The organism is Flavobacterium piscisymbiosum (assembly GCF_020905295.1).
GTDB lineage: Bacteria > Bacteroidota > Bacteroidia > Flavobacteriales > Flavobacteriaceae > Flavobacterium > Flavobacterium piscisymbiosum.
The window spans coordinates 2,963,766-2,981,803 of record NZ_JAJJMM010000001.1; the positions used below are offsets into that span (position 1 = coordinate 2,963,766).

Sequence of the window (18,038 nt, forward strand, 5' to 3'; positions counted from 1 at the left end):
ATTCAAAATAAATTTGAATCATTTCTTAATAAAATACCTAAATGAATTTTAAATCCTATAAGTGCTATAAGTTCATTTTAGTAAGTGACGCTGAATTTTTTTATTTGTAACAACTTATATGATTTAAGATCAAAAAGAAGTTGGTAAAGCTCCTAACTTATAATTACTTATATCGCTTATATGGTTTAAACTTAATTTCTAAATATTCGTTCTTAAATATTTGTTCATAATAAAAGCCTGAAACGTTTCGTTATAAACGGTATAAAATGATACATTTGAATACTAAATATAATTAAAATGCGTAAACTTTCCTGGTTCTTTTTATTACCAATTATCCTTTTTTCGACCATAGTTTCGGCACAAAAATCAGCTATTTACACTTACGATTTAAAGGAATTTGACAAAGCACTGGCTTTATATAATGACAAACAATATGCTTCGGCACAACTTATTTTCGAACATGTAAAAAACAATGCTACGACTGAGGAAGTGCAGTCAGATTGTGCTTATTATATCGCCAATTGCGCCATTAGAACCAATAAAGCAAATGCTGATGCTTTGATGGAAAAATTCGTAACTGATTATCCAACAAGCACCAAACAAAATCAGGCTTATATCGAGGTTGCTCAGTTTTTCTTCGAACAGGGAAATTATCCAAAAGCGCTGCAATGGTTTGATAAAGTGGATGAAAGCTACATGAGCAAATCTGATTCGGATAAATTTAATTTCCAGAAAGGATATGCTTATTTCAATGCCAAAAAGAAAAAAGAAGCTACAACTTACTTTAATAAAGTGGTGAACTCTCCAGAATTTGGTTCTCAGGCCAAATATTACTTAGGTTTTATGGCCTATGAAGGCGATGATTATAAAGAAGCAACTAAGTATTTTGATGAAGTTTCAGGCGAAGAAAAATACAAAGAGAAGCTTTCGTATTATCAGGCTGACATGAATTTCAAGTTAGGAAATTTCCAGAAAGCTATCGATTTGGGACAAAAAGCAATGGCTAAATCGAATGAACTTGAAAAATCGGAACTGAATAAAATCATCGGAGAAAGTTATTTCAATTTAAAACAATACGACAAAGCGATTCCGTTTTTAGAGCAATATGCAGGTAAAAAAGGAAAATGGAATAATACCGATTTCTACCAGTTAGGTTACGCGTATTATGAGAAAAAAGAATATGAAAAGGCGATTTCTCAATTCAATAAAATCATTGAAGGAAAAGATTTCGTAGCCCAAAATGCATATTACCATTTAGGTTTGGCTTATTTGAACACAGGTAAAAAACAAGAAGCTTTGAATGCTTTTAAAAATGCTTCTGAAATGGATTTTAATGCACAAATTCAGGAAGATGCCGCTTTGAATTATGCTAAAGTGAGTTATGATATCGGAAATGCGTATCAAACTGTTCCGGCAATTTTACTTGATTTCCTGAAAAAATATCCAAACAATTCAAGCCGATCTGAAGTAGAAAAATTATTGGTTGATTCTTATATTTCGACTAAAAACTACAAAGAAGCGTTGACTTTATTAGAGAAAAACAGGTCGGCAGAAAATAAAGCAGCGTATCAAAAAGTACTTTTTTACAGAGGATTAGAATTGTATAATGAATCGAATTATCAGGAAGCCGGAAAAATGTTTAAAAGTGCGATCAGCGAACAAAAAACGCCTGAGTTTACAGCACGCGCTACTTTCTGGAAAGCAGAAACAGAGTACGTTACTGCCGATTTTCAGAATGCCTTATTAAGCTACAAACAGTTTGCAGGATTGGCTGCTGCCAAAGGAACTGACGAATATAAAAACATCAATTATAACATTGGATATACTTATTTTAAACTGAAAGAATACGATCAGGCGGGAAATTCATTTCAGGCACAAATCGACAATTCAAAAGAAGATAAAGTTCGTTTGAATGATTCGTACTTACGTTTGGGAGATTGCCGTTTTGTAAATTCTAAATACACTGCTGCAAATGAAGCTTACGCCAAAGCAATCGAAGCAAGAGGCGTTGATGCAGATTATGCTCAGTTTCAAAAAGCGATTTCTTACGGATTCATGTCTAAAAACGATAAGAAAATCGATGAGCTGAACAATTTCCTTTTGATGTATAAAAAATCAGAATATCGTGACGATGCTTTATACGAATTAGGAAATACGTATGCTACAGAGAAAAAGAACGATCAGGCGCTTAAAACCTATGATCAGTTGATTTCTGAATATAAAAACGGAGCTTTTACTTCAAAATCAATTTTAAAGCAAGGATTGATTTATTACAACTCAGATCGTGATGCCCTCGCTTTGACTAAATTCAAAAAAGTAGCGGCAGAATTTCCAAAAACTCCCGAGGCTTTAGAAGCCGTTTCTACAGCGAGATTGATTTATGTAGATTCAGGAAAAGTGGATGAATACGCAACCTGGGTTCGTACATTAGACTTCGTTGCTGTTACAGATGCTGAATTGGATAATGATACTTATGATGCGGCTTTTAAACAATACAGTCAAAATAACAGCAAACTGGCTATTACTGGTTTTACGGGTTATATCAATAAATTTCAAACGGGACTTCATTCATTAGAAGCGAATTATTATTTGGCACAATTGTATTACGCAGAAGGCTCTGAGACGAAATCGGTTGCTAATTATCAATATGTAATCGATCAGCCAAGAAGCGAATTTACAGAGCAATCCTTGATGAAATTAGCTCAGATTTACTTGAAAGCAAAAGATTGCGATAAATCGATTCCGGTCTTGAAACGTTTAGATGACGAAGCTGATGCGGTACAAAACAAAAGCTTTGCGCAAGCTAACCTGATGAAATGTTACTACGACAAAAAAGATTACGATAATTCGGTGACGTATGCTGACAAAGTGTTGCAAAATCCTAAAGCGGATGCCAATGTAAAAGCCGATGCGCAAATTATTGTAGCGCGTGCAGCAATTCAAACCGGAGATGAGGACAAAGCGAAAGCAGCTTACGCAAAATTATCGACAACATCAAAAGGAGAATTAGCCGCAGAAGCGTTGTATTATGATGCTTACTTTAAAACAAAAGAAGGCAAATTTGATGCATCGAATGTATCGGTTCAGAAATTGGCCAAAAATTATTCGGCTTATAAATATTATGGAGCGAAGAGTTTGGTTTTAATGGCGAAAAACTTCTACGGATTAAAAGACAGTTATCAGGCAACTTATATTTTAGATAACGTAATCAACAATTTTACGGATTATCCGGATGTTGTTGAGGAAGCTAAAAAAGAGTTGGCTGCGATAAAAGCAGAAGAGTCTAAAACGAATTCGTCTATTAATAAGTAAGAATAAAGAGCATAGAATGCAGAAAATAGAAAAAAGAAGAAAGATTGCTGAAAAGTCTTTTCTCTTTGTTCTTTTCTAAGAAAAAAAAGAAAAATAATGAGTTTACCCTTTTATATAGTTGATGTTTTTGCTGATAAAAAATATGCCGGAAATCAATTGGCGGTTTTTATGGATGCAGGAAATTTAAGTTCGGCAGAAATGCAGCAAATTGCGCGCGAAATTAATTTTGCCGAAAGCACTTTTGTAACCAAACTTGACAAAGAAAATAATAAAGCCGAGATAAAAATATTTACACCATCTCAGGAAATGCAATTTGCGGGACATCCAATAATTGGAACTTCATGGGTTTTGATGAATAAGGTTTTTGATAATTCTCCGGAGCATATAAAATTAAACGTTCCAATTGGTCCTATTGCAATTCATCAGTCTGAAGGTTTGATTTGGCTAAAAGCGGCTCAACCGAAATTTTGGGATATTTTTTCGAAAGAAGATATTACAGTATTTAGTAATCTGGAAAATCATGATTTTGAAAATCAATTTCCTATTCAGGAAATAACCACCGGAAGTGCTTTTGTAATGGTTGGATTAAGCAGCAAAAGAGCATTGGAAAATTTGGTTTTAGATAAAGATAAAACGGATGACTGGCTCAAAAAGAATTGCAAAACAAGTCATAGAGCTTTATATTTTTATTATTTAGAAGGTTCAAAATTGTTTAGCCGAATGTTATATATTGAGCACAATCAGTTGGTAGAAGATGCAGCAACAGGAAGTGCGAGTACTTGTTTACAGGCTTTTTTATTAAAATATCACAAACCTGAATTTGATTTGATTAATTATCAGGGAGATTACATCGGTCGTCCGTCGCAGATTTACTTTCACGGAAGTGTAAAAGAGAATGATTTTGATATTCAAATAGGAGGAAAGGCTCAGTTTGTTGCAAAAGGAGAGTGGGAAGCTTAGTTTTAGAGAATAGAAGAAAGAACAAAGAGAATAGAACAAAGATTTAGAATATAGAAAATAGAGAAAATTTAGAAACAAGAGAGAAGTCTTTCTTCTTTGCTCTTTTTTCTTCTTCTCTTAAAATAAAAGAAATATGAAAATTAATTGCCATAATAAAATCATCATTTTACTTGTATTGTTTGCTGTCCAGCTTTCGTTTGCTCAAAAGAAAAAAGAGGAAACTATAGGGACAGAAACTGTAAACGTGGTAAAGCCTTATTCGCCAACAATTTCGGATGCTTTTAAAGTAAAGGAAACTCCTTCGCTTGATGATAGCGGAAATCAGCCTAAAGAAACGATCAAGTATAGTATTTTGTCGGTTCCTGTAGCGTCTACATTTACGCCATCAAAAGGAAAAGCGGAAGGTGTGGAGAAATCAAAAAGAGAAAAATTGTTTAATAATTATGCGACTTTAGGAGTTGGAAATTACGGAACTTTAAATGCTGAATTATTCGTAAATCAGGATTTGGGAAACAATGATTATGTGGCTGGAATGTTCCGTCATCATTCTTCGCAAGGCGGAATAAAAGGTGTAGAACTAAATGATGAGTTTTATGATACAGCATTAAATGTAGGTTATGGCGTAAACAATCGCGATATGGCATGGAATGTTGATTTAGGATATCAGAATCAGGTTTACAATTGGTACGGTTTACCGACTGAATTTGGTACAACTTTAGCAGGACAAACTCGTGATGATTTAATTAGAGGAATTAATCCAAATCATTCTTATAATACTATTTCGTTAGGAGGAAATATTGAGTTTAATGAAGGAATTTTTAGTAAAATTTCAACTAAATTCACCCACTTTTCAGATAGTTTTTCTTCTTCAGAAAATCGCTTTTATGTAAAGCCTTCTTTCAAGGTTGAAGTAATGGATCAATCAATTAATACTAATATTATTGTGGATCACGTAAGCGGATCTTTCGAACATAATTATGCACGTGATAATACAAGTCCTTTAAAATACAGTTTAACAAATTTTGGAATTGAACCAAGTTTTGTAATTCTTGAAAACGACTGGACACTTGAATTAGGAGCTGGATTGTTCTACGGTTTAGATTCTGAAAACAGCGGAAACAAATTTTATATTTATCCAAAAGTAAACGCTTCTTATAAATTGGTAGGCGATTTAATGATTTTCTATACTGGAGTAAATGGTGGTTTAGAACAAAACTCTTATGCTGATTTTGTGAATGATAATCCGTTTTTATCGCCAACATTAAACATGCGTCCTACAAACAATCAATATACTGTTTTTGCAGGTTTAAAAGGTAAATTGGCCAACAACATCAATTATAATGTAACAGGTTCTTATCTAAACGAAAAAGACAAAGCATTATACAAAGGTAACGATTATACAGAGGATTTCTCGAATCAGAATTATGCTTTGGGAAACTCTTTTGGAGTGGTGTATGATGACGTAAGAACCTTCCGTTTCTACGGAGAATTAAAAGCCGATTTTTCAAGAAATGTGTCTTTCGGAATCAACGGAACTTTTAATAGTTACAAATACGATGGTATCGAAGCCTGGAACTTACCGTCAATGAAATTGAGCTCTAATCTTGATGTAAACATTACCAAACAATGGTATGCTGGTTTGAATGTTTTTTATGTAGGAGAACGTAAAGACATGCAATCGAATCTTACTTTAGGAACTGATCCTGTGATTACAACACTAAAAAGTTATTTTGATGCCAATGCGCATTTAGGATACAAATACAACGAGCGTTTAACGTGTTTCTTGAAATTGAATAATATAGGAAATCAGGCTTACGAAAAATGGCTGAATTACCCTGTGCAAGGATTTCAGGTGTTAGTGGGAGCAAATTATAAATTCGATTTTTAAATTATTGCCACGAAGGCGCTAAGACACTAAGATTTTTTTACAAAATTTTAAGCCACGAATTCACGAATGATTTTAAATAAATTCGTGAATTCGTGGTTAATTTTTTTGACACTATTGGCATATTCCTGAAACTTTTCAATTGTAAGAATAAGTTTATATATTTGTGTTCTGTGCGTTATTGTTAAAGCTTTAATATCCAAAGATCTTATGTCCTTTCGGATAAATAAGTTGATAATTAAAAAGGTTAAGATGGAAATCAAATTAAGACAAGAGAATGAAAATGATTATAAAAGTGTTTTTCAATTGATAGAAAAAGCTTTTGAGAATGAAGAATACAGTGATCATAAAGAACAGTTTTTAGTAGAAAGATTAAGAAAATCAGATACTTTTATTCCGGAATTATCGATTGTTGCCGAGGTGAATAATCAAATTGTTGGTCATATTTTATTATCGAAACTTGAAATCGAAAATGATATCAATACAATCGAATCTTTAGCATTGGCCCCGGTTTCAGTTCTACCCGAATTTCAGGGTAAAGGAGTGGGCTCAAAATTAATTTTACATAGTCACGAAGTGGCAAAAGAATTGGGATACAAGTCAATTGTACTACTAGGACATGAAGATTATTATCCTAGATTTGGTTACGAACTAACCAGTAAATATGGAATCGAAATGCCTTTTGATGTTCCCGCGGAAAATTGTATGGTGGTTATTTTAGCTGAAAACGGATTATTAGGAGTAAGAGGGAAAGTGATTTATCCATCTGCTTTTTTTGAATAAAAAATCGTCAAACTATAAAAAACCTTTGCACCTTTGTAGCTTAGAACCTCAGTACCTTTTTTAAATGGAATTCAAACAAAAAATACATTCTCATTACCTGCAAATGGTTCAGGACCGAATAGATGTTTTCAGAGACATGATTTCGGCTTTGACCGAAGATTCTAAAAACGATGCCAAAGGTTCAGCAGGCGACAAACATGAAACCGCTTTGTCGATGATGCATATCGAGCAGGAAAAACTCACCAATAAACTAAAAGAAGCAATAACCCAAAAAGCGATTCTGGATAAAATTGATGCGTCGAAAACAACTGAAAATATCATTTCAGGCAGTTTGGTAAAAGCAAACGGAATCTACTTGTATGTAAGTGTTGCACTTCCTAAAATTGCTATTGATGGTATCAATGTTATTGCGCTTTCGCCGCAATCTCCGCTTGGTTCTCATTTAATGGGGAATAAGGTTGGGTTTACTTTTGAAATTAATAAGACGCATTATACTATTGAGAGTGTTTTGTAAATGTTGTTTCACGCAGATTTCACAGATTTAAGCAGATTAAAAAGGATATTATTCGCAATCTTCAACGGATTAAAATCCGTTGCTACAAAATAATCCGTTCCTCCGGAACTTTGCATAAAGAGCCTTAGGCTCGATTTATATTGTAGGGATGGATTTTAATCCATTCATCACACACGGTACCCGACAATCATTATCGATTTACTGTGCGGAGTTTCTAGCGTGATCCTTCCTGCGTCAGGATGACAAAACAATACGTGCATTTGTTTAATTTCGATGAAAATCACAATTTCAAACCAACTTCTATTCTTGTCTTTGAGAATCTTTTATTGTTTTTAAAATATTATAAAATTTAATTCAATTATTTCTTGAAAACATTGCTTTTTTACTTCTGATTAAGCTTAAAATTGAAATCTTTAAGTTTGAGGCTTTTTTTAGTGTTAAAATTTTACATTTTATATGTAAAAACAGTTTTATGATTTTAAATTATAACTTAAATGAATGTTTGTGTTTTTCAATTGTAACCATTAATGCATCTTTGCCCTATCAAAATAAAATTTACAAATAAAAATATAGAATTATGTGTGGAATAGTATGTGCCTTTGATCTAAAACAAAAAGCCGAAACATTAAGACCTCAAGTATTAGAAATGTCTAAAATCATTCGTCACCGCGGACCAGACTGGAGCGGAATTTACAGCAATGATAAAGCAATTCTTTCTCACGAGCGTTTGGCGATTGTAGATCCAGCTTCAGGAAAACAACCTTTATTTACAGAAGATAAAAAATTGGTTTTGGCTGCAAATGGTGAGATTTACAACCACAGAGAATTGCGTAAACAATTTGAAGGGAAATATAATTTTCAAACAGAAAGTGACTGCGAAGTTATCTTAGCATTATATAAAGAAAAAGGACCTCACTTTGTAGATGAAATGAACGGAATCTTCGGATTTGCGATTTATGATGTTGAGAAAGATGAGTATTTTATTGCTCGTGACCATATGGGAATTATTCCATTATATATTGGTTGGGATCAACACGGAACTTTTTATGTAGCTTCTGAATTGAAAGCTTTAGAAGGATATTGTACAAAAATTCAATTATTCCCTCCGGGACATTATATGACTAGTAAAGATGGTGAATTTGTACAATGGTACAAAAGAGACTGGACAGATTATGATGCAGTAAAAGACAATGAAACAAGTATTCCTGCGATTAAAGAAGCACTTGAAGCAGCGGTTCACAGACAATTAATGAGTGATGTTCCTTACGGAGTTTTACTTTCAGGAGGTTTAGATTCGTCTATTACTTCGGCTGTAGCCAAAAAATTTGCACAAAAACGTATTGAGTCAGATGATACAACAGATGCCTGGTACCCACAATTGCACTCTTTCTCGGTAGGACTAGATGGTTCTCCGGATTTAGCAGCAGCGCAAATTGTAGCAAAACATATCGGAACGATTCACCATGAAATTAAATTTACAATTCAGGAAGGTTTAGATGCTGTTCGTGATGTAATTTACAACTTAGAAACTTATGATGTAACTACGGTAAGAGCATCGACTCCAATGTGGTTAATGGCGAGAGTTATTAAATCAATGGGAATTAAAATGGTATTATCTGGTGAAGGTGCAGATGAATTATTTGGAGGATATTTATATTTCCATAAAGCGCCAAACGCAAGAGAATTTCACGAAGAAAACGTTCGTAAATTAGGTAAACTTCATATGTACGATTGTTTGCGTGCGAACAAAAGTTTAGCAGCCTGGGGAATTGAAGGTCGTGTACCGTTTTTAGATAAAGAATTTATGGATGTTGCAATGCGCATCAACCCACAAGATAAAATGATCAACAAAGAACATCCAATGGAAAAATGGGTAGTTCGTAAAGCTTTTGAAGATATGTTGCCGGAAAGTGTAGCATGGAGACAAAAAGAACAATTTTCTGATGGAGTAGGATACAGCTGGATCGATACTTTGAAAGAAGTGGTAGCCAAAGAAGTCTCGGATGAACAATTGGCAAATGCGAAATACAAATTCCCATTGCAAACACCAACTTCTAAAGAAGAATATTACTATCGTTCAATCTTTGCAGAACATTTCCCAAGTGATGCAGCAGCTTTATGTGTGCCTCAGGAAGCAAGTGTGGCTTGTAGTACAAAAATTGCTTTGGAGTGGGATGAAGCATTCAAAAACATGAACGATCCATCTGGAAGAGCTGTAGCAAGTGTGCATGATGACGCTTACGCGAAAGCATAAAAACAAGAATTTTTAGAATTAGTATATATTATATTTCCGAAAGACGTTCTCAATCCTGAGAGCGTTTTTCTTGTCTTATAATGTTAAATTCTATTATTTCAGTGACTTAAAATTATTTTTCAATAATTATTTAAGTTTCTTTTTTATATTTGGCATTCGCCGAAATAATATTAAGCAGCTTGTATTGTAGCGATATAAGTACATAAAAGTTGAAAATAATATTTGGTTTTAGCTGAATATTAGTGAATTATAAAAAGGTTTTATATTAGGCTTGCCCCTTTTAGTTGTGAGTAAAAATTAAAAGAAATAAAAAAAATAGAATAGTATGTCTGGATTATTGGCTGTTATTGGTAAAGGAAAAGACCCGCAACTTGTAAAAGAGCTTTCTTCAAGAATGTCGCATCGTGGTCCTGATGAAAGTGATTTGCACATTATGGAAAATGGCAGTATTATTTGCCATGAGAGCCTGTCAATTATTGATCTTAAATCAGGTAAACAACCTATTCAGGGGACAAATAAAGCCTGGATGGTGCATGACGGAGAAATTTATAACTACCAGGAATTAAAAGACACGGTTTTAAAAGAGCATACTTTTAGAACAAAATCAGATTCTGAAGTAATCGTGCATTTGTACGAAGAATTTGGATACAAGTTTTGTAATATGCTTGATGGTGATTTTGCTTTTGTGATTATCGATGGTGATAATTATATCGCAGCAAGAGATGCTGTTGGTGTTAAACCTTTATATTACGGACTGGACGAGAGAGGAAGAATTTATTTTTCTTCAGAAATGAAATCAATTGCAGATCAGTGTAAGTCATTTTCGACTTTTCCTCCGGGACATTATTATACCGGTAAAACAGGTTTCGTAAAATATTATAATCCGGAGTACGAAGATCATTCGAATGCGAATAAATCTTTAGATCTTGATTTGGTTCGTGAATCATTAATCGATGCTACACGTAAACGTTTAATGAGCGAAGTTCCTGTTGGTGTATTGCTTTCAGGAGGTTTAGATTCATCCTTAACATCTGCGATTGCATCCCGAATATTAAAAGATAACGGACAAAAACTACATTCGTTTTCTATTGGTTTAGATGCGAATTCGCCTGATAATGCTGTGGCAAGAAAAGCCGCTGAATTTTTAGGAACAGAGCATCACGAAATACATTTTACGGTAGAAGAAGGCGTAGCTATTTTAGAAAAAGTAATTTATCATATCGAGACTTACGATATCATTTCAGTAAGATCCGGAGTTCCAATGTATTTATTATCGAAAGCCATAGCCGATCAGGGAATAAAAGTAATTCTTTCCGGTGAAGGCGCTGATGAGGTTTTTGGAGGTCATTTGTATTTTAGAAATGCACCATCAGCAGAAGAATTTCAGGATGAAACTATCGAAAGGGTACAGAAGTTATTTACTGCCGATTTATTACGTGCCGATAAAACAACAATGGCGCACGGACTAGAAGCCAGAATTCCGTTTTTAGACAAAGATTTTTTAGATGTTGCCATTCGAATTAAAACCGAAGAAAAGCAGCCCAAAACATACGATGGTATAGAGAAATATATTTTAAGAAAAGCATTCGATACAACTGAAAATCCCTATTTGCCTGCTGAAGTTTTATGGAGACAAAAAGAACAGTTTTCTGATGGAGTAGGTTACAATTGGATCGACGAATTGATCAAGTACTGCGCAACACAGGTTTCAGACGAGCAATTGGCTGGAGCAAGTGCTGAATTTCCGTATAATTCGCCAACAACAAAAGAGGCTTATCTTTACAGATCTATTTTTCATAAATTTTATCCACAGGTTAGCGCCGCGCAAACCGTTCGAAAATGGATTCCGAAATGGCAGGAAAACCAAGATCCAAGCGGAAGAGCAAATGCCGCTCACGTAAAAGCAGATGTTGAAATTTCGAAAGCCGGAGTAACGGTTTAGTATTTCAAATTCTAATAAATAAATTCAAAATTCCAATTTGGAATCGAATAATAGGAATATGAAGCAACATTTCTAATTATAAAATTTCAAAAAAATAAATTCTAAATTCCAGTTTTGGAAAGAAATAAAAGAATCCGAAAGAGCATTTAAAGTGCTTATTTCGGATTTTTTTTATGCCTGAATTTTAGCTTTACGGTTTGCCGTAAATTACTAAAAGTAAGTTAATGTTAATATCGTATTTAGGAAAAAAGCTATATTTGATTACCAAAAATTAACTAATACTTTAACTATAATCTATGAGAAACTTACTATTTAGCAGCGTTTTATGCTGTTCTCTTGTTTCATTGTCTCCTGTTTATGCGCAGAAAAAGACAGAAGCCCCAAAATACATTAAAAATGTCGAAGGTGTAAAAGAATATTCGTTGAATAACGGATTGAAAGTTCTTTTAATTCCGGATGCTTCGCAAAGCAATATGGTTGTAAATATTGTTTACAATGTAGGTTCCAGAAATGAAGGTTATGGCGAAAAAGGTATGGCGCATTTGCTGGAGCACATGCTTTTTAAAAGCACCAAAAATTTGGGAGACATTAAAAAAATGCTTTCAGATAAAGGAGGAAATGCCAACGGAACGACTTGGCTGGACAGAACGAATTACTACGAAGTTTTTCCATCAAGTGATGAAAACTTAAAATGGAGTATCGAAATGGAAGCAGATCGAATGATAAACGCGACTATTTTGCAGGCAGATTTATCTAAAGAGTTTTCAGTAGTAAGAAACGAGTTTGAAATAGGAGAGAATAATCCGGATCGCGTATTACAGGAAAGAATACTTTCGACGGCTTATTTGTGGCACAATTACGGAAATAGTACGATAGGAAGTAAAGAAGATATAGAAAGAGTAAAAGCAACTACGCTTAGGGCTTTTTACGAAAAGTATTATCAGCCTGACAATTCTACTTTAATAATTGCCGGTAAGTTTGATGAGCAAAAAGCGTTACAATATGTTGGGCAATATTTTGGAGCGATTCCAAAACCAAAAAGAGTTTTGGATAAAACATATACCGTTGAACCGGCGCAAGATGGTGAAAAATTTGTAGAACTTAACAGAGCTGGAGATAGTAAAAATATTGGAGCTGTGTATCATACAGCAGCTTATGTAGACAAGGATTATGCTGCAATTGATGCTTTGGGTGAGATTTTAACTTCGGATCCATCCGGATATTTGTATAAATCATTAATAGAGACTCAAAAAGTGTCTAGTGTTTATTATTGGCAGCCAACCACCAGAGACGCAAGTTATGTGTATTTTGGCGTAGCGGTTCCTAATGATAAAGATATAAAAGCGACTAAAGAATTGGTAAGAACAGAGTTGGATAAAATTGCAACGACTAAATATACTGATGAAGATGTAGCCAGAGCAAAAGCAAAAATTATAAAACAACTTGATGGTATAAAAAATAATACCATTTCGTTTGCTATAAATCTTACTGAAATTGTTGGAGCAGGAGATTACAGATTAGGGTTTTTATACAGAGATGTTGTCGAAAATCTAACCAAAGAAGATATACAAAGAGTTGCTGAGAAATATTTTAGAAGCAACAATAGAACAGTTGGTATATTTATTCCGTCTAAGGATGAGCAAAGATTAAAACCTGTCGAATATACAGATGAGCAAATAGTAGCGGTAACAAAAGATTATAAAGGAAAAGCTTTAGAAAAAGAAGCTGCTTCATTTGAAGCTTCGATCAAAAATTTAAAACAAAATTTTGTAGAAGGAAAACTTAGTAACGGAGCAAAATATGGCTTAATCAAAAAAGAAATAAAAGGCGGAAAAGTTCAGGCTAGTTTTAAATTTCCGGTGAGTAACGAAAAAGATTTAGAGGGTAAAGGAGATATAGGATCTATTCTTGCTCAATTAATGAAAACAGGTACAAAAACCAGAACAAAAGAACAAATTAGTGATCAGTTAGATCAATTAAAATCAAGTATATACTTTGATTATTCAGGCCAGACTTTGTCAATCAACATTAATACTTACAAAGAAAGTTTTAAGGGGGTAATGGATATTTTGGGAGATTTGTTAGTGAATTCTACTTTTCCTGAAAATGAATTAACCAAAACGATCAATGAGTACAATACTTATTTAGAATCAAATCTTAATGATCCTCAGTCGATTGCTTTTATCGAAGTTTCAAGATTAACATCAAATTATCCAAAAGGAAGTATTTTTTATACTTCGACAGTTCAGGAGCAAATTGATGCTTATAAAAAAATAAAACAATCTGAAATAGTTGATTTTTATACCAATATCTTTGGAGGAAATAATGGATTAGGAACTGTTGTTGGAGATTTAGATGCCAAAGAAACAGGACAAATTCTTGAAAATACTTTTGGTAAATGGAATTCTAAGTCTAAATATGCTCTTGCTTTACCAACGTATTCAGAGACTAAAAAGATAGATAAAGATTATATTACTCCAGACAAGGAAAATGCGGTTGCAACGGGTAAAATTGCTTTTAAAATGAATTTGAAAAGCCCTGATTATCCTGCATTTGTAATGGCGAATGAAATTCTTGGAAGTGGTGGATTTTTAAGCGCCAGAATTCCAATGAGATTAAGAGAAAAAGAAGGAATTAGTTACGGTGCAGGTTCGTTTATTAGTATTCCGGTTGTAAGCGAGGTTGCATTTTGGGAATATTATGCATTCCTGAATCCAACGAAAAAAGGTGCAGTTGAAGCAGCAACAAAAGAAGAAATTGCAAAAGCACTAAAAGACGGATTTACGGCTGAAGAAGTGAAATCAAATTTAGTAAGCTGGCTTAACGAAAGAAAAACAAGATTAGGAAATGATATGATGTTGATTAGTTTAACCAATAGCTATCTTCAATACGGAATTCCTTTAGAAGATTATGATGAACTTGAAGCTAAAGTTAAAGCGTTGAAAGTAGAAGACGTAAATGCTGTTTTAAGAAAGTATTTAAGCTTAGAAAAAATGACTTCGATTTATGCGGGAGATTTTAATAAGAAATCATAAAGAGTAAAATTCCAATTTTTTGATCCCGAAGCCTCGGGGCCAATTCAAATTGAGGTAAATTAAAAATCCGAAGTAACATTAAATTGTTATTTCGGATTTTTGTTTTTGTCATTTTTCGTTTTTCAAATTTCGATTTAAAGGTTTGGAATTTGGAATTTGTTTTGTGGAATTTCAATTTAAAGTTTTGGAATTTCAAAAAAATGCGATTTATTTCCGATTTAGAATTTATTTTTTGGTTTTTTAGCTAATTGTGTTAATAACTTAAGTGCTTTATATGGTATTTTAACGGATATATAATTTGCGTTTTTATATATTTGCGTGTTAGACAATAATTACATTTTTTAGAATAAATTATATGAGCGAAGAAATCAAGAAGAACAATTATTCAGCAGATAGTATTCAGGCATTAGAAGGAATGGAGCACGTAAGAATGCGTCCATCGATGTATATTGGAGATGTGGGTGTTCGAGGGCTACATCATTTGGTTTATGAGGTTGTTGATAACTCTATTGATGAGGCGATGGGAGGACATTGTGATACCATTGGTGTTGCAATTAACGAAGACGGTTCAGTAACAGTTGAAGATAACGGTCGTGGTATTCCAGTTGATTTACATAAAAAAGAAGGTGTTTCGGCACTTGAAGTAGTAATGACCAAGATTGGTGCCGGAGGTAAATTTGATAAGGATTCTTATAAAGTTTCCGGAGGTTTACACGGTGTTGGGGTTTCAGTTGTAAATGCACTTTCGGTTCATATGAAATCTACTGTTTTTAGAGAAGGTAAAATCTATGAGCAGGAGTACGAAAGAGGTAAAGCAATTTATCCTGTTAAACAAATTGGAGAAACAGATAAAAGAGGTACACGTCAGACTTTTTACCCTGATGATACGATCTTTACTCAGACTACAGAGTTCTCTTATGATACATTATCGGCTCGTATGCGTGAGCTTTCTTTCTTGAATAAAGGAATCACAATCACGTTTACAGATAAAAGAGAAGTAGATGAAAAAGGTGAATTTAAGGTTGAAGTTTTTCATTCAGACGAAGGTCTTAAAGAATACATTCGTTATTTAGATGGTAACCGTGAGCCAATTATTTCTCACGTTATCAGCATGGATCACGAAAAAGGGGAGATTCCGGTTGAGGTTGCCTTAATTTACAATACAAGTTATACAGAGAATATTTTCTCATACGTAAATAATATTAATACACACGAAGGAGGAACGCATTTACAAGGTTTTAGAAGTGGTTTAACAAGAACCCTTAAAAAATACGCAGATGCATCCGGAATGTTGGATAAATTGAAATTCGAAATTGCGGGAGATGACTTCCGTGAAGGATTAACTGCTATTATTTCGGTAAAAGTACAAGAGCCACAATTCGAAGGACAAACCAAAACTAAACTTGGAAACAGAGAAGTAGTTTCTCCTGTTTCTCAGGCCGTTGGAGAAATGTTAGAAAATTATCTGGAAGAAAATCCAAATGATGCCCGAATCATTATCCAAAAAGTAATTTTGGCTGCACAAGCCCGTCACGCTGCTAAAAAAGCACGTGAAATGGTACAACGTAAAACCGTTATGGGTGGCGGTGGATTGCCAGGAAAACTTTCAGATTGTTCTGAGCAGGATCCTGCAAGATGTGAGGTTTACCTTGTCGAGGGAGATTCGGCTGGTGGAACAGCAAAACAAGGTCGTGATCGTAACTTTCAGGCAATTTTACCATTACGTGGTAAGATTTTGAATGTCGAGAAAGCGATGCATCACAAAGTATTCGAAAACGAAGAGATTCGTAACATCTTTACTGCTCTTGGAGTTACCGTTGGTACTGCAGAAGACAGTAAAGCCTTAAATCTTGAAAAACTAAGATATCATAAAGTAATCATCATGTGTGATGCCGATGTCGATGGTAGTCACATTTCTACCTTAATATTAACGTTCTTCTTCCGTTTTATGAAAGAACTAATCGAAGAAGGTCACGTTTACATTGCAGCTCCACCTTTGTATATGGTTAAAAAAGGAAACAAAAAAGAGTACGCATGGAACGACGTTCAACGTGATCAGGCAAACGAAAGAATGGGAGGAAGTGCTGCTATTCAACGTTATAAAGGTCTTGGAGAGATGAACGCGGAGCAATTATGGGAAACTACAATGGATCCTGGATTTAGAACTTTACGTCAGGTAACTATTGATAGTTTAGCCGAAGCCGATAGAGTTTTCTCAATGTTAATGGGAGATGAGGTTCCGCCACGTAGAGAGTTTATCGAGAAAAATGCTGTTTACGCTAATATCGATGCATAATAATTTTTAATCATCAATTCGTTTAATTGTTTAAATTTACTTAGACGATTAAACGAATTGTCGATTTATCAAATAAACAAATTAATTAATAACCGATAAAGTATAAAATATGAAAGTTACCATTGTAGGAGCAGGAAATGTTGGAGCTACATGTGCAGATGTTATTTCTTATAGAGGAATTGCAAGCGAAGTAGTGTTGTTGGATATTAAAGAAGGTTTTGCCGAAGGGAAAGCGTTGGATATTATGCAATGTGCAACAAATACAGGTTTTAATACCAAAGTATCTGGTGTAACCAATGATTATTCTAAAACTGCCGGAAGTGATGTAGTAGTGATTACATCAGGAATTCCAAGAAAACCAGGAATGACTCGTGAAGAATTGATTGGTATAAACGCAGGAATTGTAAAAACAGTTGCTGAGAATGTATTGAAATTTTCTCCAAATACTATAATTGTTGTAGTTTCTAATCCAATGGATACTATGACTTATTTAGCTTTAAAAGCTACAGGATTACCAAAAAACAGAATTATTGGTATGGGTGGAGCGTTAGACAGTTCTCGTTTCAGAACATATCTCTCTTTGGCTCTTGATAAACCTGCAAATGATATCTCTGCAATGGTTATTGGAGGTCATGGTGATACTACTATGATTCCTTTAACACGTTTGGCTTCTTATAACGGAATTCCGGTAACAGAATTTCTTTCAGAAGAAGTATTGCAAAAAGTTGCTGCCGATACAATGGTAGGCGGAGCGACTCTTACAGGTCTTTTGGGAACATCAGCATGGTATGCGCCAGGAGCTTCTGTTGCCTTTCTTGTAGATAGTATTTTAAACGATCAGAAAAAAATGATTGCCTGTTCTGTTTTTGTTGAAGGAGAATATGGTCAAAATGATATATGTATAGGAGTGCCTTGTATAATAGGTAAAAACGGAGTAGAAGAAATTTTAGACATCAAATTAAACGAGCAGGAGAAAGCTTTATTTGCTAAAAGTGCAGATGCAGTTCGTGGAATGAATGACGCTTTAAAATCGATTTTAGTATAACGATTTTCGAAA

General features: G+C 34.1%; 10 protein-coding genes. All 10 read left to right on the forward strand.

Translation table 11 applies throughout. The annotated features are described in order from the left end of the window. Positions 1 to 297 precede the first annotated feature (297 nt). The 10 genes from LNP81_RS12970 (at position 298) to mdh (ending at position 18,026) form a co-directional block, all read left to right on the forward strand. Positions 298 to 3,312, forward strand: a complete 3,015-nt coding sequence (locus LNP81_RS12970; RefSeq protein ID WP_230036423.1) for a tetratricopeptide repeat protein — start codon at positions 298 to 300, stop codon at positions 3,310 to 3,312. A 96-nt stretch (positions 3,313 to 3,408) separates the two neighbouring features. Continuing rightward, complete coding sequence (locus tag LNP81_RS12975; RefSeq protein WP_230036425.1) at positions 3,409 to 4,272, forward strand: PhzF family phenazine biosynthesis protein; 864 nt, start codon at positions 3,409 to 3,411, stop codon at positions 4,270 to 4,272. Positions 4,273 to 4,405: 133 nt separating this feature from the next. Then, a complete protein-coding gene (locus tag LNP81_RS12980; RefSeq protein ID WP_230036427.1) occupies positions 4,406 to 6,160 on the forward strand; it encodes a TonB-dependent receptor in 1,755 nt (584 codons plus the stop codon). A gap of 249 nt (positions 6,161 to 6,409) precedes the next feature. Then, a complete protein-coding gene (locus LNP81_RS12985; RefSeq protein WP_230036429.1) occupies positions 6,410 to 6,940 on the forward strand; it encodes a GNAT family N-acetyltransferase in 531 nt (176 codons plus the stop codon). 64 nt (positions 6,941 to 7,004) lie between these two features. Next, a complete protein-coding gene (locus LNP81_RS12990) occupies positions 7,005 to 7,454 on the forward strand; it encodes a GreA/GreB family elongation factor (protein ID WP_230036431.1) in 450 nt (149 codons plus the stop codon). Between the two features lie 577 nt (positions 7,455 to 8,031). After that, complete coding sequence (asnB, locus tag LNP81_RS12995; RefSeq protein WP_055098428.1) at positions 8,032 to 9,708, forward strand: asparagine synthase B; 1,677 nt, start codon at positions 8,032 to 8,034, stop codon at positions 9,706 to 9,708. Between the two features lie 325 nt (positions 9,709 to 10,033). Next, positions 10,034 to 11,650 (forward strand): asparagine synthase B, encoded by a 1,617-nt coding sequence (gene asnB, locus LNP81_RS13000; protein ID WP_230036433.1) that lies wholly within the window; start codon positions 10,034 to 10,036, stop codon positions 11,648 to 11,650. Positions 11,651 to 11,946: 296 nt separating this feature from the next. Continuing rightward, complete coding sequence (locus LNP81_RS13005; RefSeq protein ID WP_230036435.1) at positions 11,947 to 14,685, forward strand: M16 family metallopeptidase; 2,739 nt, start codon at positions 11,947 to 11,949, stop codon at positions 14,683 to 14,685. Between the two features lie 355 nt (positions 14,686 to 15,040). Further along, positions 15,041 to 16,981, forward strand: coding sequence for a DNA topoisomerase (ATP-hydrolyzing) subunit B (gene gyrB / locus LNP81_RS13010; RefSeq protein WP_230036437.1), 1,941 nt, complete (start codon positions 15,041 to 15,043; stop codon positions 16,979 to 16,981). Positions 16,982 to 17,090: 109 nt separating this feature from the next. Further along, positions 17,091 to 18,026, forward strand: a complete 936-nt coding sequence (gene mdh, locus LNP81_RS13015) for a malate dehydrogenase (protein ID WP_194616482.1) — start codon at positions 17,091 to 17,093, stop codon at positions 18,024 to 18,026. Positions 18,027 to 18,038: the final 12 nt, after the last annotated feature.

Bases quoted from the DNA above. Each gene is read 5' to 3' on its own strand.
- asnB (WP_055098428.1), top strand. From the start codon at position 8,032: ATGTGTGGAATAGTATGTGCCTTTGATCTAAAACAAAAAGCCGAAACA.
- gyrB (WP_230036437.1), top strand. From the start codon at position 15,041: ATGAGCGAAGAAATCAAGAAGAACAATTATTCAGCAGATAGTATTCAG.
- LNP81_RS13005 (WP_230036435.1), top strand. From the start codon at position 11,947: ATGAGAAACTTACTATTTAGCAGCGTTTTATGCTGTTCTCTTGTTTCA.
- asnB (WP_230036433.1), top strand. From the start codon at position 10,034: ATGTCTGGATTATTGGCTGTTATTGGTAAAGGAAAAGACCCGCAACTT.
- LNP81_RS12980 (WP_230036427.1), top strand. From the start codon at position 4,406: ATGAAAATTAATTGCCATAATAAAATCATCATTTTACTTGTATTGTTT.
- LNP81_RS12970 (WP_230036423.1), top strand. From the start codon at position 298: ATGCGTAAACTTTCCTGGTTCTTTTTATTACCAATTATCCTTTTTTCG.
- LNP81_RS12990 (WP_230036431.1), top strand. From the start codon at position 7,005: ATGGAATTCAAACAAAAAATACATTCTCATTACCTGCAAATGGTTCAG.
- LNP81_RS12985 (WP_230036429.1), top strand. From the start codon at position 6,410: ATGGAAATCAAATTAAGACAAGAGAATGAAAATGATTATAAAAGTGTT.
- LNP81_RS12975 (WP_230036425.1), top strand. From the start codon at position 3,409: ATGAGTTTACCCTTTTATATAGTTGATGTTTTTGCTGATAAAAAATAT.
- mdh (WP_194616482.1), top strand. From the start codon at position 17,091: ATGAAAGTTACCATTGTAGGAGCAGGAAATGTTGGAGCTACATGTGCA.